The 24,045-nt window shown below is 43.5% G+C and carries 20 protein-coding genes and 1 tRNA gene; 17 read left to right on the forward strand and 4 right to left on the reverse strand.

Features of this window, described 5'->3' with window-relative positions:
• Nucleotides 1-108: 108 nt before the first annotated feature.
• Nucleotides 109-181: transfer RNA gene (locus DDT91_RS16935), tRNA-Thr, on the forward strand.
• Between the two features lie 58 nt (nt 182-239).
• Here DDT91_RS16935 and DDT91_RS16940 read toward each other — a convergent pair.
• A complete protein-coding gene (locus DDT91_RS16940; protein WP_187177383.1) occupies nt 240-1,325 on the reverse strand; it encodes an AI-2E family transporter in 1,086 nt (361 codons plus the stop codon).
• A 182-nt stretch (nt 1,326-1,507) separates the two neighbouring features.
• Between DDT91_RS16940 and DDT91_RS16945 the strand changes: the two genes are divergently transcribed.
• Together DDT91_RS16945 and DDT91_RS16950 are read left to right on the forward strand one after the other, a co-directional pair.
• Nucleotides 1,508-2,362 (forward strand): alpha/beta hydrolase family protein, encoded by an 855-nt coding sequence (locus tag DDT91_RS16945; protein WP_187177384.1) that lies wholly within the window; start codon nt 1,508-1,510, stop codon nt 2,360-2,362.
• An 87-nt stretch (nt 2,363-2,449) separates the two neighbouring features.
• The gene (locus DDT91_RS16950; RefSeq protein WP_187177385.1) at nt 2,450-3,577 is read left to right on the forward strand and encodes a 1-acyl-sn-glycerol-3-phosphate acyltransferase; all 1,128 of its coding nucleotides are present in this window, start codon (nt 2,450-2,452) and stop codon (nt 3,575-3,577) included.
• Between the two features lie 29 nt (nt 3,578-3,606).
• Here the strand turns inward: DDT91_RS16950 and DDT91_RS16955 are convergent, their stop codons facing one another.
• The gene (locus DDT91_RS16955) at nt 3,607-4,866 is read right to left on the reverse strand and encodes a GAF domain-containing sensor histidine kinase (protein ID WP_255502167.1); all 1,260 of its coding nucleotides are present in this window, start codon (nt 4,864-4,866) and stop codon (nt 3,607-3,609) included.
• A gap of 137 nt (nt 4,867-5,003) precedes the next feature.
• On the opposite strand from DDT91_RS16955, the gene DDT91_RS16960 reads away from it, so the two are divergent.
• From DDT91_RS16960 to DDT91_RS17025, 14 genes are all read left to right on the forward strand, one after another.
• Nucleotides 5,004-5,570, forward strand: a complete 567-nt coding sequence (locus DDT91_RS16960) for a peptidylprolyl isomerase (RefSeq protein WP_187177386.1) — start codon at nt 5,004-5,006, stop codon at nt 5,568-5,570.
• Nucleotides 5,567-6,637, forward strand: a complete 1,071-nt coding sequence (locus DDT91_RS16965; RefSeq protein ID WP_187177387.1) for a Gfo/Idh/MocA family protein — start codon at nt 5,567-5,569, stop codon at nt 6,635-6,637. The genes DDT91_RS16960 and DDT91_RS16965 overlap by 4 nt, the downstream gene beginning before the upstream one ends.
• A gap of 80 nt (nt 6,638-6,717) precedes the next feature.
• The gene (locus tag DDT91_RS16970; RefSeq protein WP_187177388.1) at nt 6,718-10,674 is read left to right on the forward strand and encodes a PAS domain-containing protein; all 3,957 of its coding nucleotides are present in this window, start codon (nt 6,718-6,720) and stop codon (nt 10,672-10,674) included.
• A gap of 101 nt (nt 10,675-10,775) precedes the next feature.
• On the forward strand, nt 10,776-12,668 hold the full coding sequence (locus DDT91_RS16975) for an ATP-binding protein (RefSeq protein WP_187177389.1): 1,893 nt from the start codon (nt 10,776-10,778) through the stop codon (nt 12,666-12,668).
• On the forward strand, nt 12,665-13,102 hold the full coding sequence (locus tag DDT91_RS16980; protein ID WP_187177390.1) for a response regulator: 438 nt from the start codon (nt 12,665-12,667) through the stop codon (nt 13,100-13,102). Before DDT91_RS16975 ends, DDT91_RS16980 begins: the two co-directional genes overlap by 4 nt.
• A gap of 6 nt (nt 13,103-13,108) precedes the next feature.
• Nucleotides 13,109-14,119, forward strand: coding sequence for a response regulator (locus DDT91_RS16985; protein ID WP_187177391.1), 1,011 nt, complete (start codon nt 13,109-13,111; stop codon nt 14,117-14,119).
• 166 nt (nt 14,120-14,285) lie between these two features.
• A complete protein-coding gene (locus DDT91_RS16990) occupies nt 14,286-15,044 on the forward strand; it encodes an SDR family NAD(P)-dependent oxidoreductase (protein ID WP_187177392.1) in 759 nt (252 codons plus the stop codon).
• Between the two features lie 160 nt (nt 15,045-15,204).
• Complete coding sequence (locus DDT91_RS16995; protein ID WP_187177393.1) at nt 15,205-16,068, forward strand: fumarylacetoacetate hydrolase family protein; 864 nt, start codon at nt 15,205-15,207, stop codon at nt 16,066-16,068.
• A complete protein-coding gene (locus DDT91_RS17000) occupies nt 16,065-16,889 on the forward strand; it encodes an amidohydrolase (RefSeq protein ID WP_187177394.1) in 825 nt (274 codons plus the stop codon). The genes DDT91_RS16995 and DDT91_RS17000 overlap by 4 nt, the downstream gene beginning before the upstream one ends.
• Nucleotides 16,890-16,985: 96 nt before the next feature.
• A complete protein-coding gene (locus tag DDT91_RS17005) occupies nt 16,986-17,756 on the forward strand; it encodes an SDR family oxidoreductase (protein ID WP_187177395.1) in 771 nt (256 codons plus the stop codon).
• The gene (gene fucP / locus DDT91_RS17010; protein WP_187177396.1) at nt 17,753-19,063 is read left to right on the forward strand and encodes an L-fucose:H+ symporter permease; all 1,311 of its coding nucleotides are present in this window, start codon (nt 17,753-17,755) and stop codon (nt 19,061-19,063) included. The genes DDT91_RS17005 and fucP overlap by 4 nt, the downstream gene beginning before the upstream one ends.
• Nucleotides 19,064-19,212: 149 nt before the next feature.
• Nucleotides 19,213-19,551 (forward strand): L-rhamnose mutarotase, encoded by a 339-nt coding sequence (locus DDT91_RS17015; RefSeq protein ID WP_187177397.1) that lies wholly within the window; start codon nt 19,213-19,215, stop codon nt 19,549-19,551.
• Nucleotides 19,552-19,755: 204 nt separating this feature from the next.
• Nucleotides 19,756-20,673, forward strand: coding sequence for an alpha/beta hydrolase (locus DDT91_RS17020; RefSeq protein WP_187177398.1), 918 nt, complete (start codon nt 19,756-19,758; stop codon nt 20,671-20,673).
• Nucleotides 20,674-20,764: 91 nt separating this feature from the next.
• Nucleotides 20,765-21,469 (forward strand): HAD family hydrolase, encoded by a 705-nt coding sequence (locus DDT91_RS17025; protein ID WP_187177399.1) that lies wholly within the window; start codon nt 20,765-20,767, stop codon nt 21,467-21,469.
• Between the two features lie 77 nt (nt 21,470-21,546).
• Here the strand turns inward: DDT91_RS17025 and DDT91_RS17030 are convergent, their stop codons facing one another.
• Both DDT91_RS17030 and DDT91_RS17035 read right to left on the reverse strand, forming a co-directional pair.
• The gene (locus DDT91_RS17030; protein WP_255502168.1) at nt 21,547-22,602 is read right to left on the reverse strand and encodes a PmoA family protein; all 1,056 of its coding nucleotides are present in this window, start codon (nt 22,600-22,602) and stop codon (nt 21,547-21,549) included.
• A 3-nt stretch (nt 22,603-22,605) separates the two neighbouring features.
• A complete protein-coding gene (locus tag DDT91_RS17035; RefSeq protein ID WP_187177400.1) occupies nt 22,606-23,967 on the reverse strand; it encodes a Gfo/Idh/MocA family oxidoreductase in 1,362 nt (453 codons plus the stop codon).
• Nucleotides 23,968-24,045: the final 78 nt, after the last annotated feature.

The raw sequence follows: 24,045 nt of genomic DNA on the forward strand, positions 1-24,045 counted from the left end.
GCTCAGTTGAGGGGCGAGTGTCTAGAAGACTTCCCTTTGGAAGTCTTTAGCGAGCAGCCGGATTGCAGGGTGGCACCAACTGAGTAGCGTTAAGCTTTAATTCATTTCGCCTCTTTAGCTCAGTTGGTAGAGCAACGCTTTCGTAAAGCGTGGGTCGCAGGTTCGAGTCCTGTAGGAGGCTCATTAAATTGATGCCGGAGGAATATTTCTTCGATTTATCCCGGTAACCAAAATCTAGCTTAATTTTTCTTTGAATTAAGCTTTCGTTGAATAACCTTCCAGAAATTTTCAGATGCTTCGGTCACCGGTACATCATCTCCGAGCAAGTATCCAAAGGAACTCAGACTTGGATTCCTTTCCAATGTAATCTTCAAAACGCCGACCAGAGGAATAAACAAAACCATACCTGATATTCCCCAGAGCCATCCACCTGCCAAAATCGCCAAAATTACTGCTAAAGCATTCACTCGTACCTTGGATCCCACTACAATTGGGGTAATGATATTATTTTCAAAAAGCTGAATTCCCCACAGTGTAATGAAAGTAATAAAGGGATAAAACAAAGAATCGGTCGTCAAAAAAACATAAAGAATAACAAAAACCGATGAAACAAAAACCCCTACGTAGGGAATCAAATTCATGATGGCAATAAAAGCCGCAAAAAGTATGAAGTACTTGATTCCCATCAAATAAAAGAAAATCCCGGCAAGTACAGCCACAATCCCCGTGACCCTTATCATACCCACCAGATATGACTGAATCACATTGCCTGAATCAGTGACCCAATGAAGAACTGTCTCTTGATTTCTTGAGGAAAACCTAACCAAAAACTCATTGAAGAAGTCCTTGTAGTACAACAATAAAAAAGTGTAAAGTGGAATAATCCCGATTAAGGTGACTGATTTCCCAGTGGAAAAGAGGGTTTGATTTATTCCTTCAGAAATAAAAATTGAAGAAAGATCGGTTTTATAATCAGGATCAAGTATCCCGTCTCCCAACAAAAACCGAAGCTCATCATAATAACGGCTCATTTTTTCTTCGACATTCTGCCCTATTTCCGGGATATCTCTAATCAAGCCGATCATCTGATTTAATAAGGTATAAAAAATAGCACCGGCTATCAATGTCACAATAAGAATAGCCGTGAAGATAGCAAGTCCTCTTGGAAACCGCCTTTTCTCAAACCAATTTGATAATGGATTTAGTGCGAAAGCAAAAAACACTCCCCAAATCAAAGGCACAAAAATAAATGAACCCTCTTTCAACACTATTGCGCCCAAAACCAAAATAATCAGGAAATATGCTATGCTATGCAAACTTTTCATCGAAATAGGAAGAGAATTTTACGGAATATACAAAATAGCCTTTTCTAAAAATGAGATTCGAGCTGAGATTCGTAGATTCGAATCCTCGACCAATTAATCGACCCAATCGAAGACCATGGAGTAGTGCTCCGTCTTAGTGTACTGCCGAAAATTCACCCTTGAACTTACAATTCCAACCATTTATGAAAAAAGCACTGATGCTCTTGCTATTCCTTTGGCCTTTGTTTGTTTTGGCCCAAACTAAGGTAGATACCATAGTGGTGTATAGCCCATCTATGAAGAAGACGCTGAAAGCAGCGGTCACTTTACCATCGGATTACACAAACTCCAATAAAAAGTTTCCAGTAGTCTATCTACTCCACGGAGGTTCTGGAGCCTTCAATGATTGGCATCAAAAGGTCACAGAAAAAGAACTAGTAAACCGAATGGCAGATGATTACAATCTTATCATTGTAACTCCGGGAGTAGGGCCGGCTAGTTATTACTATGACAGCCCTATTATGGACACTGTCAGATATGAAACTTACATCATTTCGGAACTCATCCCATTCATAGATAAAAACTACCGCACCTTGGCCAAAAAAGAATCACGGGCAATTACTGGACTGTCCATGGGTGGACATGGGGCTATTACCCTTTCAGCCAAGCATCCTGACTTATTTGTGGCTGCGGGCAGTATGAGTGGAGTGATGAATATTGATACCCGTCTTTGGAAAGTTCAAGAAGACTTCAGAAACCTTCGGGTTCAGGGACAGAAGGCCATGCTTGGCGATATCAATTACGATGGACCTATTTTCAATCCCTACACAGCTGTAGGCATGGTAGATAGGATGAAAACCAATGGTCTTGCACTTATCATTGACTGTGGTGTGGAGGATTTTCTGATAGAGACCAACCGGCAAATCCATCAGCTATTGGTGGCTAATGGCACACCTCATGAATACATTGAAAGGCCCGGGGCACACACTTGGCAATATTGGACTGAAGCTTTACCTGTGCATCTATTCTTTTTTAATAAGTATTTAAAGCGCGATTAATTAGCCTCGAACTGTCAATCTAATAAATATTTTAACTTCAATAATTCCGTTAATTTTTGCTTTTTGCAAGCAAATCACCTGCTCACTATGTCAAAATTTGATCCAATAAGACCTTTCTACGATGCGGAAGTTAATGCAGCCATCCGGCAGATCATCAACGACCCCATGTTGGAGGCTATGATGAATTTTGCCTTTCCAAATGATTCTTCTTCTCAATGGAAGAATCTGATGCTTTATACTCATTCCCTAAGGGATTTTCAGATCAATTTCATTTATCCTGCGCTGATGAAAGTCCTGGAAAAAAGTTCGGATGGCTTGAGCACGGGAGGATTTGAGATTCTTGAACCAAATACCGCCTACCTTTTCATCTCCAACCACAGAGATATTATACTAGACACGTCTTTACTCAATGCCTGCCTGTATGAAAATGGGCTGGTCATGACTACCTCTGCAATCGGAGACAACCTGATAAAAAAGCCTTTTCTGCATATCCTTTCCAGACTCAACAGAAATTTTGCCATTCGAAGAGGGCTGACAGGAAGAGCGCTTTTGGAAAGTTCAATACTGGTATCAGAATACATTCATAAGTCCTTACTGAGAGAAAACCGTTCTGTATGGACTGCTCAACGGGAAGGCAGAACCAAAGACGGAAATGATGTGACTCACAAAGGGGTGCTCAAGATGCTGACCTTGGGGGAAGAAGGCCCCAATCCATTTGGCTTTTTTGAAAAAATCAAACTGGTGCCTGTATCAATTTCCTATGAATACGACCCTACTGACATTTTGAAAATTCCCGAACTATTGGCCAAGTCTAGGGATGAAAAATATGTCAAAAGTGAAAATGAAGACTTTGTCAACCTCCTTCGGGGAATCATGGGTACGAAAAAGCGGATTCATATCCAGGTCAATGGCATATTGGATAAGGAAGTCAGAGCCATCTCCGAAATGGATATCTCCCAAAGCGAAAAACTCACCGAATTGGCCTCTTTGATTGACCTAAAAATCTGGAAAGGCTATAAACTATGGCCAAGCAATTACATTTCCCATGACCTGCTCCATGGAAAAAATGACTTTACGGAATTTTACACACAGGAAGAAAAATGGTCCTTCGAAAAGCGTCTTCAGGGAAAAGTAGATACCAGTAACGAGGTGTTACTCAAAAACTTCCTATCGATGTACGCTTACCCCGTTGACAACAGTTTGAAAGCAGGGTAAATTGATAGTACAACACTAACTTAAGTCACTTAGGCAAGGGTAAGAATTACTTGGAATTCTGCCCCCATGCCAGGTTGAGATTTAATGTTAAGCTGACCTTTTAAGCTAGTAATCAGCCTCTGGACTAAGGTTAACCCAAAGCCAAATCCTTTTTCACCTATCGTACCATTGGAGGAAGAAGTGCCCCCTTCCTTAATTTCTTGAATTTTCTCGGGTGAAATACCCACTCCAGAATCTTTAACTGAAAAGTTCAGAGTTTTTCGATCCGAATCCACCTCCATATCCAAATAAACCTCCACCTTTCCTCCAGCAGGAGTGAACTTGATAGAATTGGAGATCAAATTCCCCACAATCTGTAAAATTTTATTCTTTGGAAAAGGAATACCTGCTTGAGGAGTATTTGCCTTTACATCTAAGGCAATACCTTTGGTAATAGCCTGAGGATCAAACATATCCTTCAATTTACTCTGAAGGGTTAGAAGAGTAAATTCATTTTCCTTTGGTGGTCTCTTTCCTGGCTCCCTTTTATCAAAATTCTGGGACAATATCTCATCAGCAAGTTCTAAAACAGAATTTCCGCTTTTATGAATGAGACCGATGAAATCCAACACCTCATCCAGTTTATTCTGGTCACCTTGCATTTGGATGATCTCTGCCAAACCTATGATTCCCCGAATAGGTCCCCGGATATCATGTGCTACTTTGTTTTTGATCGAATTGGTCTCTTTTACCTTTTCCTTCAAAGAAATAATGGTTTGATGCATTTTGATCCTGTTAACCACTTCTCCTGCTATAATCTCCAACATTTCTTTTTTATCTGAACTGAGTGTTTTGTATTGATCATGTAAAACACACAAAGCGCCTAAAGCCACTTCCCCATTTACCTTTAAGGGGATCCCGTAATAGTATTTCAGATAAGGCGAATCTGTGACATAAAACCTGTCTTTGAAACGCTCATCTTGTGTTAAATCTTCCACCTCAAATCCTTGAGAGCTTTCTGGCATTATGGTATACTGGCAAACTGATTCCTCCCTGGGCATTTGCTTCAACTCAATACCATAGGAGGAGACACTCCATTGAGTGAATGAGTCTATCAAATTGATCAAAGAAATGGAAGTGCCGGCCACTTTGGCTGCCAGTTTGGTCAGATCCGCAAAAACATGATTGAGATCGGTATAATCCAAATCCAGATCACTTAATGCCAGAAGTCGATCCACCTCATTTTCTGGAATGGGTTGATCCTGATTTGAGGTATAGGTTGAAGGTAAGCCATCCATAGACAGAGCCATTTGTTCAATCAAATGAACGTAGAATTCAGAAAAGGATTCTATCGCAGACGCAAAAGCCTCAAAAATCTAAATAAGTCCCTGAATTATGTAAATTAAGGACCTACTAGTAACTCTTTCTTTTCTTTAAAATCACGCCGATGATCCTTCTTCTGATCCTTCAGCTGATATTTTCTAATCAGACAGAAAATATCCCGGTAGGCAAAATCAAAACTCCCTATGGAGAAATACTCATTCAACTCGATGAACGAACTCCCAATCACCGACAAAGCTTCATTGAGTTGGCCGAAGCGGGATACTGGGATTCCCTGACATTTAATCGGGTTATTCCCAATTTTGTGGCGCAGGGAGGATGCCCGGATACTCCTGAAGGGTTTACTGACCCTGAATACCTTCTGGAACCTGAATTCCATCCCGAATTAACCCATGTTTACGGTGCTGTGGGTGCTGGAAGAGACGATAATCCAGGAAAACTCTCCGCCCGTTGTCAGTTTTATATCGTACAAAATCCAAATGGACTTCATCGGCTGGACGGAAATTACACAGTCTTTGGACAAGTTATTCAAGGTATGGAAATCATTGACCAGATAGTCCAAGTAAGCCGGGACGACAAGGATGAGCCCCTAGTTCCAGTGACGCTCGACGTAGAAATTATTTATCTTAGCCCGTTGCAATTTGCTCAACTCACCAATAAAGAAATCAAATGAACCCAATCCGAATCCTTGTAGTCGGCTGTGGTAACATGGGGGCTTCCCATGCAACAGCCTATCATCATATGCCTGAATTTGAAATCTGTGGTCTGGTGGCCAGAGGAGAAAGTAAAGTCAGGTTAAATAAAAATCTGGGAGCAAACTATCCTTTATTTGATGATTATGAGGAAGCACTTGCCAAGACCAACCCCGAGGCGGTTTGTATTTCCACTTATCCGGATACTCATGAAGAATTCGCACTCCGGGCATTGGAAGCAGGCTGTCATATCTTCATCGAAAAACCTTTGGCAGACACCGTTTTGGGATGTGAAAGAATCATTGCCAAGGCAAAAGAGGCAGGAAAAAAAGTGGTGGTAGGATACATTCTTAGACACCATCCTTCCTGGATGAGATTTATCGAAGAGGCCCACAAAATGGGTAAACCCCTGGTGATGCGCATGAATCTCAATCAGCAAAGCCATGGATTCATGTGGGATGTCCACCGAAACCTGATGAAATCTCTCAGCCCTATCGTAGATTGTGGTGTTCACTACATCGACGTGATGTGCCAGATGACTCGCTCCAAGCCTGTTTGGGTATCGGCAATAGGCGCCAGATTAACCGATGATATTGCCAAAGACAACTACAATTACGGACAACTTCAAATCCGATTTGAAGACGGATCCGTGGGATGGTATGAAGCTGGCTGGGGACCTATGATATCCGAAACTGCATTTTTTGTAAAGGATGTCTTTGGACCAAAAGGTTCCGTTTCTATAGTGGCAAAGGACGCAGGGGCCTCCGGGAAATCAGACAACGTGGACAGCCATACCAAAACAGAATCAATCCGGGTCCACCATGCTGACATTGACGAAAAAAACCATTTTACCAAAAAAGACGAATGGATTGATATGACGGATGAACCTGATCACCAAGAACTTTGCAATCGGGAACAAAAGTATTTTCTAGCAGCAATCCAAAATAATCTGGACCTTACAAATCATCTGGACGATGCTTTGAACAGTCTGAAGATAGCCTTTGCCTGTGATGAATCTGTGAAAACTGGGGAAGTGGTGCGGCTTTAGGTTTACACAATTCTACACTTGGTAGGTATTCCCTTTTTCGTAATTTATATTTTCAAGCACATTTGAGGTTATTGGATTAAATGTCAAACCTGCCACAAGAACATCAGTCTGTATCAGATGCCTCCAAGAACATCTTGGAGGATTCTCTTGCTTTACTTAAAAGACTAGAGTCTTCTGGTAATTTAGGCCATTGGATCGAGGATTTGCAAAGCAAAAAACTGGTCTGGTCTGAAAATATGTATGCCTTGTTAGGTCAAAAAAACGAACAAGCCCCAAGCGCTGAGTTGTTGTTTTCTCTGATTCATCCTGAAGACCTTTCACTTTTAAGAACCGCCTATCAAAAATTAACCTCGAAAGGAAATTCTTTCAAATTAGAATTTAGATCACTTTTAAATGACGGAACGGTCAAATACTTTATTTCAGAGGGATGGGCGGAATTTGGCCAAGGAACTGATCCTATCCGAGTTTATGGTTTACTAAAAGAAATTACCCAAGAAAAAATCGGGAGCTTTAGTGATAAAAAGAAGCTCGAATTTGTCCTTAATACTTCCCCGGAAACTATCTGGTGCCTTGATACCAAGTATAGACTGGTATTTGGCAATAATAAGTTTTTTGATACCATCCAGAAGATAAGCGGTCATCCCATTCAACTGGGAGATTCCATTTTAGAAGACAACTATGGTTTCCAAGAGGATTATGATTTTTGGAAAAGCCATTACGATCTGGCGCTAAGTGGAGAGAAAAGCACATTTATCCGAGAAAGGGTAGTAAAAGAAAAATTAATTTATCACCAAGTCCAGATTGTGCCTATTCGGGAATTCGGTCAGGTAATCGCCATTGCCTGTTATTCCGAAAATGTAACCCAGAGAATAGAGGAGGAAATCAAAAGCAGAGAGCTGGTTGAAAAACTGAATCTTTCCCAAAAGATCGGCAAACTGGGCTATTGGGAATTTGACATGGAGACAGAAGAAATTTTTTGGTCTGATGAAGTGTATCAAATCTGGGGTCTCGACAAGGAATCCGTAAGACCAAATTTTGAAGTTTTCACCAAATCATTCGTTAGAGATGATTTAGATGATTTTTTACCCAAGCATTTTGCTGCCATTAGGGGTGATTCCCCATTGGACGCTGTTCATCGGATCATCTGTCCTGGAGGTAAGGTAAAATATGTCCATGAAAAAGGTCAAGTGGAAACAGATCAAAATTCCGGAAAAAAGAAGCTCCGGGGAACTGTGCAGGATATCACTTACCAAAAAGAAATTGAAAATGCACTCAGGGATAGAAATACCTTCATTGAATCCACGCTGATGAATCTTCCCATGGGTATTGCCGTCAATAAAATTGACAGCGGAGAAGCTACCTTCATTAATCCGGCATTTTCAAAAGTCTATGGCTGGCCTGAAGAGATCCTGAAAGACGTCAGCACGTTTTTTGAGAAAGTCTACCCGGATCCTGAATACAGAGCGCAGATTACAGCACGGATTGTCGAAGATATGCGATCAGGGGATCCAAAAAAGATGGTTTGGGAAGAAATCCCGATCACCACCCAGTCGGGCGATAAGCGAAGAGTTTCTGCCAAAAACATCCCATTACCAGATCAAAACCTGATGATTTCAACTGTTCTGGATGTAACCGACCGATATCGTGCCGAACAATCGCTCCGCAAGAGCAATGAACGATTTCATTTGGCTACCCAAGCCGTTTCGGATGCAATATGGGACTGGGATTTAACTTCCGATAAAATCTTCTGGGGAAAAGGTTACCACAGGCTTTTCGGCTATCCTGCAGAGTTGGAATTTGTCTCAGAAGAATTTTGGAATTCAAAAGTCCATCCTGAAGACCTGGGCCAAATTCTTGAATCCATCTATCTGGCAAGAAAGAATACCAGCCAAGTACGGTGGACCGGTGAATACAGATTCCAAAAATTTGATGGAACCTATTCCTATGTGAAGGAAAATACCGTGATCATCAGGGATTCAAATGGAACTCCGATTCGATTGGTCGGGGCACTCCAAGATGTGACTGAAGAGAAAAAAACTCAACTTCTTCTCTCCAAGAAAACCAAGTTCATCGAAGCTACGGCAAGAGTCATTGAATTGTTCCTCGAAACAGAGGATTGGGAAAGTCAAATCATGACCATGCTACAGGAGATGGGAGAAGCCGCAGGCGTTGATCGATCTTATTTCATACAGATATACCAAGAAAAAGAAGCTTATTACGGCGACATAACTCATGAATGGACCAACGGAACGGTAATGTCCTATATTGACGCCCCTGAGTACCGGGCTATTCCAATGGATGCCCATCCTGAATTTTGGAAAAAAGTAAATCAAAGAAAACCTTTTTCAATTTTCACCAAAGAAGCGACCGGGGCGACCAGACAAATATTGGAGGAACAACAGATCAAGTGTATCCTGAACATTCCCATATTTCTGGGAAATGAAATAGTTGGCTATTTAGGCTTTGATGATTGCCATGAAGAGCATAAGTGGACCGAGGATGAGAAAAACTTTTTGCAATCCATGGCTACCAATCTTTCTTTTGCTATCGGAAGAAAACGGCATTTGGATCAAATAAAAGAAGCATTGGAAAACCACAATGCCCTCTTGGAAAGTATCGGAGATTCCTTTTACGCTCTTGAAAAAAACTATCGCGTCATTTACTGGAACAATACAGTAGAAAAACTCACTGGGGTCAAGCGGGAAGATATTCTCGGAAAAAGCATCTGGGATTTTGTGAAAACCGAAAATGAGGACTTCAGAGAAGGATATAGAAAAGCCCTTGAAGACCAACAACTGGTTAATTTCGAAACTTTTGATGAGTGGGTCAATGCCTGGCTGGACGTGACCATCTATCCCACTTACGAAGGAGTATCAGTGATAATCCGCGACATCAATAAGAGAAAGGAATCAGAACAACAGATACAGGAATTTAATGAACGATTTTCCTTAATCTCCAAAGCCTCCCATGATGCCATTTGGGATTGGAATATTGCCACAGGGGAACATTATTGGGGAGAAGGATTTAACCTCTTATTTGACGAGGAAGTGGCCGGTGTTCAAGATACCAACGACCGGTGGGAAAAAAATATCCATCCCGAAGACAGGGAAAGGGTAATTTCATTATTGACAGAGGTGCTAAAGGACCCCCAAAAGTCATCTTTTGAATCTGAATATCGGTTTATAAAGAAAAATAACGGAACACTGTTTTTGCTGGATAAGGGAACCATTATTCGGGATAAGCATGGAAAGCCTATCCGAATGGTTGGAGCCATTCAGGACATTACCCGACGCAAGGCATATGAAGAATCCCTGAAAATTCTGAACTCAGAGCTGGCGAAATCCAATCGGGAACTTGAAATTTCCAACAAAGAACTGGAGCAATTTGCTTATGTAGCCTCTCATGATCTGCAGGAACCTCTTCGGATGATCACCAGCTTCCTGACCCTGATAGAGAAAAAATACCACGATATTATCGACGAAAAAGGCAAGCAATACATCCATTTCGCGGTGGATGGGGCAAAGCGAATGCGAGAAATAATTCTGGATCTTCTTGAATTCTCCAGAGTAGGAAATATCAATGAATCCAAAAAACAAGTCGATGTGACAGACTTAGTCAAAGAAGTTTTGACGCTCAACAAAAAGTCCATCCAAGAGAAAAAGGCAATGATCCATCTGGCACCTTTGCCAGAGATTTTATGCCATCCCAATTCGGTAATTCAAGTGTTTCATAACTTAATTTCTAATGCACTGAAATACCAAAGCCCAGATAAAACCCCGGAAATTTTCATTGATTATCAGGATAAAGGTGATCGCTGGATGTTTTCGGTCAAGGATAATGGGATTGGAATATCCAGGGAATATCAGGACAAAATTTTCATTATTTTCCAGCGGCTTCATCAGAAAGAGCAATACTCAGGTTCGGGAATTGGTCTATCCATCTGTAAAAAAATCGTGGAATTCCACGGAGGAAAAATCTGGGTAGAATCAGAGGTGGGTAAGGGTAGTACATTCTTTTTTACGCTTAAGAAGCAATGATGGAGATTTTAGAGAAAATCAAATCTTATATTCTCAACTTTTTGTCCAGCTATCCTAGGGTCACTGGGTGGGGAGTTTTCATCGGTGTTTTTTCTCTGACCATGTATTTATCTTGGACAGAGTATCAAATACGGCTTTCAAACGAAAGAGAAGCTGTAAAATCCAAGCTCGATGAATTGGAAAACTCTATTCTTTATTCGATCAGAAACGGTATCTCAGCAGCGAAAACACTTGCTTTTTTTGCTCAAAATTTTGAGGTGACCGAAAACTTTGATTCTCTGGCAAAACAAATTTTAGAAAATAATCCAAACGTGGACGTGATCCAATACCTGGACTCCGGAACCATCGTCGCGGTGTATCCCCTTCAAGGCAACGAAGCAGTGATTGGTTATAATGTGGCTCAAGATCCCACAAGAAGAGATGAAGTATTGGAAGCTTTTAACCGGAGAGACATCTATTTTTCTGGTCCCTTCACCCTTCGCCAAGGTGGTATTGGCATAGTAGGACGATATCCCATCTTTGAAAAATCAGGAGAATTAAAGGGGTTTTCAGCGGTCATTATATTTTTGGAAACTCTAATAAAAAGTTCAGAGCTGGTCAATCCCGAATCCAGTATTTTCTCTGTCAAATTTTCGAAATTGGATACCTCTACCGAAACCTGGAAAAACTTTCTTCCAGAAGTAAAGAATGACTCGGAATATACAGGAAGCCTTCAACGTGTGCTAATTCCCGAAGGCAATTGGGAATTAGCAGTTCAGCTTAAAAAAAGTACAGCCTTCTCTGGACTTATCCCTTCCATCTTGCTTCGGTTCATCACCTCTATGATTTTCGGATTGATTAGCTGGAATTTTTCAAGGATACCCAGTGTACTGAAGAAAAAAGTGGAAGAGCAATCCCGTGATCTAAAAATCGCTAATGAGCGGTTTGAATTAGCCACAAAAGCTACTTCCGATTTCATTTGGGATTGGGATATGATAGAAAATAAAACCTTCCGATCTCCTTCTTTTTACCAGACCTTCGGCTACGGACCAAATGATTCACAAGACTCCAATGAGTTTTGGGAAAGTATCATTCATCCTGGTGATTTGGGTGAAGTAAGGCATAATTTGAACTTGGCGTTGGCCGGTACGGACAATTTTTGGGCAATGGAGTTCAGGGTGAGAAAGAAAAACGGGGAGTATAATTTTATCCTTGACAAAGGATTCATAATCCGTGATCAAAGCGGGAAAGCCATCCGGATGATTGGTGCCACGAAGGATATTACGGCAAGAAAAATGGCCGAACTCGAGATCCTCCAAGCCAATGAAAAACTCTCCTCTGCCAATCAGGAATTGAAAGCATTTGCTGCCTTAGCCTCCCACGATATGCGGGAGCCCCTGAGAATGATCAGTTCATTTATGGATCTCCTTCAAAAAAAATACGGGAATTCCCTGGACGAAAAAGCACAGCAATACATCCATTTTGCTACAGATGGAGCCAAAAGACTGACCCAGATGATCAATGATCTCCTGGAATATTCCAAGGCAGGATTTGATTTGAATCAATTGGAAGAGATTGATGTAGAAGAAATTATAAAAGAGGTGATCAATCTTAAATCAGACATCATCCGCACTACCGAGGCTCAAATCCACTATTCCGATTTACCTGTTATCAAAGGACTCAAAGTACCGATGAGAATTCTATTCCAAAATCTAATCGGGAATTCCCTGAAATACATAGAGCCTGGACAAAAACCCAAAATCTGGATTGATGCGGTGGAATTGGAAGAATTTTGGCAATTCTCTGTGAAGGATAATGGCATAGGAATAGATCCAAACTATCTTGAGGAAATCTTTGGGATTTTGAAAAGACTCCATCCAAAAGAGAAATACCCCGGAACAGGTATGGGGCTGGCTACATGCAGAAAAATTGTTACCCAATTTGGCGGCAAAATCTGGGCAAATTCCGTACCCGGTGAAGGCAGTACTCTGATTTTTACTATCAAAAAGCAATGAACAAAACTAAGATTAAGATCCTCCTTGTGGAGGACAATGAGGGAGATATCGTACTTACCAAGGAAGCCTTAGAGGAATTCAAGTTTCCTACTGAGCTTATTGTAAAAAGAGATGGAAGTGAAGCCCTTATTTACCTGTTAGGTCAGTCCAAGGCAGGGTTGTCAGGACTTCCTGATCTTATTTTGTTGGATATCAATCTCCCCAAAAAAAATGGGCATGAAGTCCTGCAGAGTGTCAAAAACCACCCTGACCTTAAGCACATTCCTATCATCATTTTGACCACCTCCTCCTCGGAGTGGGATATCCTAAATGCCTATCAGGAGCATTGCAACTGCTACATCATCAAGCCCGTGGATATCAATGAGTTTTTCAAAGTAACCTCTGTCTTAGAGGAATTTTGGATCAACACCACCAAGCTTCCTTCAAAAAGTTAAAAACACATGAGAAAAGACCCCATTGAATATAGGTTTCTTGTCATTGAAGATAATTTTGGAGATTACTTTCTGATTGAAGAGTACCTTTCTGAGCATATCCAATCGCCACAATTGACCCATGCCTCTACATTTTTTGAGGCAAAGGAGTTTCTTTCTGACTTAGAAAAACAATTTGATGTCATCCTATTGGACCTTTCCCTACCTGACTCTTCAGGGGAAAAATTGATTGTTGAAATCATTGAATTAGCCAAGGGCTTTCCTGTAATCGCACTCACCGGCTTCACAGACCTTGATTTCAGTATAAAATCCTTGGCTTTGGGTGTTTCGGACTACCTCTTGAAGGACGACCTCACTCCTGCCATGCTGTACAAAACGCTCATCTATTCGATAGAGAGAAAAAAATATATCGACGATCTTCAAAAATCCGAACGAAACTACAGCAACCTTTTCCATCTAAGCCCTCTACCCAAATGTGTTTGCAACAAGGAAACCTTAGAAATCTTGGATGTCAATCAGGCTGCAGTAAATCACTACGGATATTCAAGAGAAGAATTCCTTAATCTCCACTTTGGAGACCTTTTTTTGGAGAAGGGCCTTTTTCTGGATCAAAACGGAAACAGGATGGAATGTGAAAAACCAATGAAAGCAGTTCATAAAAAAAGGAACGGAGAGATAATTCAGGTTGAAATCGTGTCTTCTCTAATCCAGTTTAATGACTCCGAATCCTGTCTTATATTGGTCAATGATGTGACAGAAAAAAACCTGCATCTACAGACAATTGAGAAGCAAAACGCAGCCTTCCGGGAAATTGCCTGGATCCAATCACATATTGTACGGGCTCCACTGGCCCGACTGATGGGATTGGTCAATCTCCTCGAAACCGAAATGAATCCGGCTGAGGAAGAAACCAAAACGATTCTCAAGTATATTCAAACTTCTGCCAACGAACTGGATCAAATCGTCAGAGATATCAGTGAAAAATCTGAAGAAGTCACCCGTTCCGAAGAAAAAAGTTAACTCTTTACCAAGATTAGATTCTTTCTTTCTGTTTTACTCCATGGTCTTTAAGGGAATGTTTTTTCCTAATTAGAAGTATTTTTAATTCAAACGAAAAAAAATTGCATGGAGAAAATTTGATTTCGTATTTTGAAATTCAACTTCTCAAACCCGAAAAAACCAAACTATGAACAAAAAGACTGTCCTGATCACAGGAGGTGCCAGCGGCATTGGACTAGCCATGGTGAAAAAGTTTGCCACAGAAGGATACACTGTTTTTTTCATCGACACTAATCACCAAGAAGGAACAAAGCTTCAATTAGAGGAACATGAAAAAGGCTTTCATGTCAAATTTCTAGAAGGCAGCATCACCGATTATGCTCAGGTTGAAAAACTGATCCATACCATTCCCGGCAAAATTGATGTATTGATCAATAACGCTGGAATTTCCCATATCGGAAAAGTGGAAAATACCTCCGGAGAAGATTTTGATCGCGTATTTGAAGTAAACGTAAAAGGCATGTTTCACTGCATCAAAGCTGCTCTTCCCAAGTTAAAAGAAAATGGAGGAGGCTCCATTCTCAACATGTGCTCCGTAGCCGCCACCATAGGTATTCCCGATCGCTTTGCATACAGCATGACCAAAGGGGCCGCCCTTTCCATGACACTCAGTGTAGCCAGAGATTATGTCCAAGACGGAATACGGTGCAATTGTATCTCTCCGGGTCGTGTACACACTCCATTTGTGGATGGTTTTTTGGCGAAAAACTATCCTGGAAAAGAAAAGGAAATGTACGACAAGCTTGCCGCCACTCAACCCATAGGAAGGATGGGAACCCCAGAAGAAATTGCCGAATTGGCTTACTTCATCAGTTCCGACGCAGGAAGCTTCATCACCGGTGCCAACTTCAATATCGACGGAGGATTTATGGGGTTGAAGATGTGATATGAATTTTAAGATTGTAAGATTGGAAAATTGAAAGATTCAATGCGAGCTACAATCAGAAACTAAATCTCTTATCTCTTATCTCTTATCTCTTATCTCTTATCTCTTATCTCTTTTTCTTTTTATCTCAAAAACATTTTAAACCTAAAGACCTAACCCTATGAAACTTATACGATTCGGTGAATCTGGAAAAGAGAAACCGGGAATCCAAGATGCCTCAGGACGAAATCTGGACTGTTCAGGATTTGGAGAAGATTGGAATGAAGACTTTTTTACCCAAAATGGTCTGGCAAGACTGGAAGAATGGCTTCATGCCAACCAAGCTAATCTTCGTGAAATTCCCTCTACTGCCCGGATTGGATCACCCATCGCAAGACCTTCCAAAATCATCTGCATAGGACTAAATTACCGAAAACACGCAGAAGAAGCAGGAATGGCTGTACCTGAGGTTCCCATCATTTTCATGAAGGCAACTTCCTCTCTTTGTGGACCCTATGACCCAATCTATATTCCTCGAAATTCCAAGCAAACCGACTGGGAAGTAGAACTCGCTGTGGTCATCGGAAAGCGAGCCAAGTATGTCAAAAAAGAAAATGCCTACGAATACATCGCCGGCTATTGCTTACATAATGACGTGAGTGAGCGTGATTTCCAGCTTCGTCACGGAGGCCAATGGGTCAAGGGCAAAAGTGCTGATCACTTCGCTCCCTTGGGTCCAACCCTAGTCACCAAAGATGAAATCCCCGATCCGCACAACCTTCGACTTTGGCTGAAGTTGAATGGAAAAATGCTTCAAGACAGCAGCACCTCTGATCTGATTTTTGACATCCCGACCATCATCGAGCACCTCAGCCAATACATGACCTTGCTTCCGGGAGATGTGATCTCTACAGGGACTCCCGCGGGGGTTGGCATGGGATTGAAGCCCGAACCCAGATTTTTGGAACAGGGAGATATTGTCGAACTCGGCATCGAAGGATTGGGAGTTTCCCGTCAGGTAGCTATGAACGATCCTGAGGCATGAGAATCGACTCCCATCAGCACTTCTGGGAATATGATCCCAAGCGGCAGGATTGGATCACTCCCGATATGAGCCGGATTAGGAGAAATTTTCTGCCCGGTGACCTTTACCCTCTCCTCCAAGATGCTAAAATTGACGGTTGCATTGCGGTGCAGGCAGATGAAAGTCTGAGAGAAACTGATTTTCTTCTGGATTTGGCAGCCCAGCATGAGTGGATTTTGGGAGTTGTGGGTTGGGCAGACTTGGGAAAAGATGATTTGGACCAGATTCTGGATCAATATTCCAGTCAGGAAAAGTTGGTAGGATTCCGAGAAGTCCTGCAGTCCAAAGATCCCCGATACATGCTTCGGGAAGAGTTTGTCCGGGGAATTCACAAACTCAAAGACCGGGGCTATGCCTATGATTTACTCCTTTTTCCGCAGCACCTGGATACCGCTTTGGAACTGGTCAATAAATGTCCTGAGCAGCGCATGGTCATCGACCACTTGGCGAAACCTCTGATTAAGGATGGAGAATGGAAAGTCTGGAAAAAGAAAATGGCCCTTTTGGCTGAACGGGAACTGATTTATTGCAAAGTCTCTGGAATGGTGACCGAGGCAGACTGGAAAAAATGGACACCGGAAGATCTATTTCCCTTCCTGGAAATCGCCCTGGAGCTATTCGGTCCTGATCGGCTTATGTACGGAAGCGACTGGCCGGTTTGCCTAGTCGCTGCCGAATACGAGCAGGTGTACCGAGTGGCTGATGATTTCACCAGCCAACTTTCTTCCTCCGAAAAAGACCAAATCATGGGCGAAACCGCAGCTGAATTCTACAAGATTTGATAAACATTGGGCTATTTATTCATCACCAAAACACTAAGGTTTCGACAACGCTCAACCTGACACCCTGCCTACTAAGACTAAAAACTGACCACTGAAATGAACCTCCACCTACAAGACAAAGTCATTCTGATCTCCGGCGGTGCCAAAGGCATCGGAGGAGCTATTTCCAGAGGTTTGATCGAGGAAGGAGCGATTCCGGTGATCATTGATCCTTCGGAAAAGGAAGGAAAAGATTTGGTCGAACTTGCCGTGGGAAAGGCACTTCATCTGCCTTGGAGGCTTTTTTCAGCCGAAGATTGTGAAAAAGCGGTTCAGGAAGCAGTTAGGGCTTTTGGTCGAATCGATGGAGTCGTCAACAATGCCGGTGCGAATGACGGAGTGGGGTTGGAAAAAGGCAGCCCGGAGGCTTTTGCCCAATCCATTGCCAATAATCTCAACCACTATTATTCACTGGTTCATTTTGCACTTCCAGAATTAAAGAAAAGCCAAGGGGCGATTGTCAATATTTCCTCCAAAACTGCTGTCACCGGCCAAGGAGGCACTTCGGGCTATGTCGCCGCCAAAGGTGCCCAACTCGCCCTCACCCGGGAATGGGCAGTGGAGCTTCTCCCCTATCACATTCGCGTCAACGCCATTCTCCCGGCCGAGGTGTACACCCCCATGTACGAAAGTTGGATCCAAACCTTTCCCAATCCCGAAGAAAAACTGGCAGAAATCAACCATCGAATCCCATTGGGAAAACGAATGACCACGCCCGAAGAAATCGCAGCGATGGCTATTTTTTTACTCTCAAACCGAGCCTCACATATCACCGGACAGCATCTTTATGTAGACGGTGGCTACACCCATCTTGACCGAGCCTTATGACCCAAAAACCTGCACTCGTTCCCAAAAACCTATTAGTCCCTTTTATCCTGATCACTTCCCTGTTTGCACTTTGGGGATTTGCCAATGACATCACCAATCCCATGGTGGCGGCTTTCAAGCGGGTGCTGGAACTGAACAATACGCAGGCTTCTTGGGTCCAATTGGCCTTTTATGGAGGCTATTTCACCATGGCCCTGCCCGCTGCGTTTTTCATCAAAAAGTACTCCTACAAAACCGGAGTCTTACTCGGCTTGGGGCTCTATGCCTTTGGTGCGGTCTTATTTTATCCTGCCGCAGCCTGGGAAAGCTATGGGTTCTTCCTCTCGGCCTTGTATATCCTGACTTTCGGTTTGGCCTTTTTGGAAACCACCGCCAATCCTTATATCCTCTCTATGGGTCCTGAGGCTACGGCAACTCAGCGCCTGAATCTAGCTCAGGCCTTCAATCCCATGGGGGCTTTGGCGGGGCTTTTCGTGGCAAAAACCTTTATTCTGAATTCCCTCCAAAGCAACAATACAGACGAAAACGGCAACCTGATCTACGACACCCTTGATGCCGCTGCAAAAGCTGCAGTCAAGAGCAATGACCTGATGGTCATCCGAAATCCCTATGTGATTTTGGGTTTGGTAGTCTTGGCTATTTTGGTTCTCATCGCTTTGGTCAAAATGCCGGAAAACAAGGATTCCAATGGGAAAATCGATTTTGGAGGCACGATGAAGCGACTTTTGGCCAATCGGAATTTTGTGGAAGGCACCTTGGCACAGATGTTTTATGTAGGAGCTCAGATCATGGTTTGGACCTATATCTACCAATATGCCGAGTCAATCGGGATCTCTAACTATGACGCTGTCAACTATGCTTATGCCTCGCTAGGAGTCTTTCTGGTAGGCAGATGGGTTTGTACCGCTTTGCTGCGGATTATGCCCGCTGCCAATCTATTGGCAGGATTTGCTGTACTGGCGATGGGCTTTACCTTGGGTGCTATTTTTCTGGAAGGAATGATCGGACTGTATAGCCTAGTGGGAATAAGTTTTGCCATGTCACTGATGTTTCCGACGATTTACGGGATTGCCTTGGAAGGATTGGGAGAAGACAGCAAGTTTGCCGCAGCCTATCTGGTCATGGCGATCGTCGGAGGGGCGATTATGCCTACGCTTCAAGGGATGATTTTGGATATCGGAGGTACAGGCTACACGGATGTGAAAATCCTCGGCGTACCAGAGGTCAATTTCTCCTTTGTGCTACCACTGATTTGCTTCTTTCTGGTGTGGTTATTTGCGGCGAGGGTTAAGAAAGTCGATAATTAACCCTAAATCCACTGTCACACTTCATCATTCGGTGGTCCACATTCAATATTCGATATTGATTTAAAAGCCGAACAAAGTCTGAATCATTGAATAAATAAAATTTCGAATATCGAACACTGAATATCGAATATTGAAGTAACTAAACACCCATGCAAACCTTCCTTCTCATCTGCGATCTGAAAGACGAACCGGAGGCCATTCGAGCCTATGTGGATTGTCACAAAGCTGTTGCCCCGGAAATCTTGGAAAGTATTGGAGCGGCAGGAATATTACAGATGAGTATTTATCGCTGGAAAAACCGACTGAGCATGATACTGGTGGCTGATGATGCCTTTAGCTTTGAGAAAAAAGCCGCTCTGGACAATGCAAACCCAAAAGTGCAGGAATGGGAAGCCTTTCTCGGACAATATCAAACCAACCTTCCGGGTACCCCTCCCAATTGGAGATGGGCGATCTGTGAGAAGATTTTTGAGTTTAAGGCGGAGTAGGAATTGATAAAGAGTTATAGAGCTATTTCTCCCTATCGATTAGGTTTGACTACCTGAAACAGTCACGCTGAATATCCTTCATTCAGGCGATAAAATACATTATCGTATAATTGATCGATATTTTGAAATGATTTTCCAAATCATCTATAGCAATTACCCTTAAATTATCTTGCTGTAGATCCTGAATTTGAATTAGAAAAAAGCATGAAAAAACCGATTCTAACCCTTCTAATTGGCCTTTTTACCACTATGGTTTTTGCACAAAATCACGTCATTCCGCTTTGGGAAGGCACTCCTCCCCTACAGAATCCTTCTGATCTAAAAGAAGAGGCGACTCAGCAAGGCATCCTGAGAATTGCCAATGTCCAAAACCCCACAATCGAAGTGTATTTGCCTACCAAGCAGATTGCAACCGGGGAAGCAGTGGTGATTTTCCCCGGAGGTGGCTATGGAATATTAGCATACGACTGGGAGGGAACCGACTTTGCCAAGTGGCTAAATGCACAAGGCATTGCAGGCATCGTGGTCAAATACCGTTTGCCCATTTCCAAATCCCTGACCGACCCGAAGGAAGTTCCCCTAATGGATGCACAGCGAGCCATCCGATTGGTCAGACAAAATGCAGAAGCCTGGAACATCAACCCCTCAAGAGTAGGCGTAATGGGATTCTCAGCAGGCGGACACTTGGCCTCCACGCTCAGCACGCAATACCATCATGAAGTGAACCGTCCCAAAGACGCAATCGATGCGCTCTCCGCACGCCCGGATTTTTCAATTCTGGTTTATCCGGTGATTTCCTTTCGGGATGCGGCAGTTCATTCAGGTTCGAGAAAAAACCTGATCGGAGAAAATGCAGCTCAGGAACTGATGGATCGCTTTTCGGGAGAATTGAATGTGAATGCTGAAACTCCTCCAACCTTTCTGGTTCATGCCCAAGATGACAAAGGAGTTCCGATCGAAAACTCCCTTTTGTATTACCAAGCCCTACACAAACATGGCGTGAAAGCTTCCTTGCATATCTATCCGACTGGAGGGCATGGATTCGCATTTGGATTGGGCAAAGGAGCGGTGGAAGGCTGGAGAGAGGTGCTGTTGGCTTGGATGAAGGAGACTATTCAGTAGGCAGTAACCAGTCTCAGTAAGCAGTTTTGAAGTTTTAGGTCTGAATTCACCAACCTAATCACTTTTAACCATTAACAATAAACTACACTACATGCCTATCAAAGTAATCGCCTTCGACGCAGATGATACCCTTTGGGTGAATGAGCCTTTTTTTCGCGAAGCAGAAGAAAAATTTGCCAGCCTGCTGGAGGACTTTATGCCTCAGCATGCCATCATGAAGGAGCTTTACCGAACGGAGATCGACAATCTCCGACTCTATGGCTATGGTATCAAAGGGTTCATGCTCTCCATGATTGAGACTGCGCTGCGCATTTCAGATCACAAAATGCCCATTACGATCATTGACAAGATCATCCGAATTGGCCAGGAAATGCTGGAAAAACCCGTCGAACTGCTTCCTGGAGTTGAAGAGGTATTAAAAGATTTGAACGGAGACTACCGGATCGTAATGGCCACCAAGGGAGACCTTGTCGATCAGGAGCGAAAACTGAAGAAGTCCGGACTGGAAAAGCACTTCCACCACATCGAGATCATGAGCGAAAAGCGGGTCAGGGACTACGAAAAACTCATCCGCCATCTGGACATTCACCCTTCGGAGTTTCTGATGCTGGGCAACAGCCTGAAATCGGATATTCTACCCGTCCTCGAACTCGGCGGCTATGGTATCCATATTCCCTTCCATATCACCTGGGCGCACGAACAGATCGACCACGAAGTGGAACATGAGCGATTCTTTAAAGTGGAGCATATTGGGGAGGCGGGGGATTTGATCAGGAGGATAGGAAGTAATTCATAGTACTTTCATCTTCCAACCAAAGTCACCAACTATTTTTGATCACATTACCATATTGATTATAGGTCATTGACCATTTGTCATTTTCCAAAACTTCGGGCTTCTTCATTCAGATTCGCTTCACTTGGATTTTCTCCAGAAAACACCAAAATCTTATACCGAAACGTCACCGACTCCCCAGCTTTCAGCCCAAAATTCAACTCATCCTTTCCCCCACTCAAGGCTTTTTGGCCTAAAGGATTTGCTGCAAACAAACCATAGCCTCTCGCATGCCAATAGGTAGGATAGCCCGGATTCGAAGGATGGTCGAGAATGGCGATCGCAACTTTTTCCCCTTTGATTTCCCCGGAGAGATTCACCCAAGTACCCCGAGTTCCCCATACCTCATCCCCTACTTTTCCGGCACTGCTGAGGTACTTCCCGGTTACACCTTCATTATTCAGCGTTGGAACCGAAGTAGCTATCCCATTGGCATCGGTGAAGAGTTCGGGTTTGTCGGAGGGATGCTCGAGTTCTCTTGCTACCCGGATGGCAAACATTCCCTCCTTGTTGTCTTTCAGAGAAACGGCTTGTTTTTGCGCTGCAAGTGTAGAAACACGTTCGATACTTCGCTTTTTACCTTCGGAGATAAATACAAACCGGGTGGTTTCTTTTAGCAAAATTTCACCATTAGGAGCCAACCAATCCGTTTCCACCTCAAGTTCGGCCCGATTGCCTTTTTCGATCATCGACTTCACCCCCCTATGCCGAATGGCACCATAACCACTTTTTTTCTCGGCAGGTATCGCGTCCGAATTGTTCCAAAAGTCGAGCCCATTCACATCGCCATAGTTGAACCAATGACCCACATGGTGAGGATGATCGATACGCTCACCCGGACGCGGATCGAGGGGGAAGCCTCGGGTAAGGTCATGTCCTGCCACAGATTTGATGGGATAAAGCACTGGTTTAGCTAAACCGTTGGGATAGTAATAGGCGGTAAACAGTTCCCCATTTACTAGGACCTCCACTTTTTGCTCGGCATCTTTTCGAATAAGCTGGACTTGATCAGTGGAAGAGGTCTGCGCATTCATCTCTGAAAAAAGGGACAGCAGCACCGCCGCCATCCCCCATTTGATTTTTTGGAAAGAAACCATGACTTAGTATTGAAACACTTTTCCTCCGGCTAATACTTCCTGCTTTTCCTCATCAAAGGTCACAAACTGCCCGGTACGAAGTGCAGCTGTGGTCATGATATTGGCAATGGAGTGGTTGTAACCTGCCATCACATCGGCATTGGGCTTTTTTCGAGATCGAACGCATTCCATCCAATTGCGCATGTGGGCGGAGGTCATGTCGTCGGCACCGGTGTTGGCTCCAGTCTCCACTTTGACGGCTTCTCCCAAAGCCATATCGGGAAGCAGATTTTCTTTCAATCCCATTGACCTTGCCTGATTGGCGGAGAGACCTCCGTTTGGAGAAATTCGATTGGTATCCAGGTTAAGCTCCCCTCCATTGGAATAATAAATCTCCTTGGTACCTCCTGCGGAATTGGTAAATCGGGAGGAGTAAATCACCTGAAATCCTTTGCTCGGATCGTTGAGTGGCCCATAGTCAAAGACAGCCGTCATAGTATCGAAATTTTGCCTTCCATCTTTCCAAAGGTAAATGCCTCCATTGGCGGCGACACTTCTTGGGTGAGGCAAATCTGTAAACCAATGCACGGTATCGATCTGATGTGCCATCCATTGTCCCGGAATCCCGGAAGAATACGGCCAAAACAGTCGGAATTCCAGATATTTCCTTGGATCCCATTCCGTCTTGGGACGGTTCATCTGGTAGCGATCCCAGTCGGTGTCTTCTTTTCGGATTTGATTGACCAGATCCTGCCTTCTCCATCTTCCTGGCTGATTCACGTTCCATGTCATTTCCACCGCTACTATATCTCCGAATTTCCCGGCTTTGATAAAGTCATGGGCCTGGTGATAGTTGAGGCCGCTTCGGCGCTGGGAACCCACCTGCACGATTTTGCCTGTGCGGAGCACCGCTTCCTTGGCGGCTCGGTTGTCTGCCATGGTTTCTGCAAAGGGTTTCTCTACATAAGCATCTCGCCCAGCTTCTACGGCTTCCTTGCAGTGAAGGGCATGCTGGAAGTCCGCCGTGCTGATGATGACTACATCTACATCCTTTCGGTCGTAGAGTTCCTCATTATTTCGACAGGCCGCGATGTCCACCCCTGCTTTTTCCTTAACAAAAGCCTGCGCTTCGTCTCGTCTTCGACTCCAGATGTCTGACACGGCCGTAAACTGAAAGTTCATCTCCTTGGCATGGATCTGCATGGCAGGAACCAAGGCCCCGCGGCATCGGTCGGAGAAACCGACGATTCCCACATTCACACGGTCGTTGGCACCGAGGATACGAGCGTAACTTTTTGGAGAAAAGGCCATTGCCCCGAGACTGAGGCCAGCAGTGGTAAGTGCGGACTTTTTGAGAAAGTCTCTTCTGGATTGATCGTTGTTCATGGTATGATGGGTTTATTGATTTCGGAATTTTGATTTCGGATTTGTCAGGCTGATCGGAGTCGAAGCCTGGCCGAAGAG

The sequence above is a fragment of the Algoriphagus sp. AK58 genome, assembly GCF_014324365.1.
Taxonomy (GTDB): Bacteria; Bacteroidota; Bacteroidia; order Cytophagales; family Cyclobacteriaceae; genus Algoriphagus.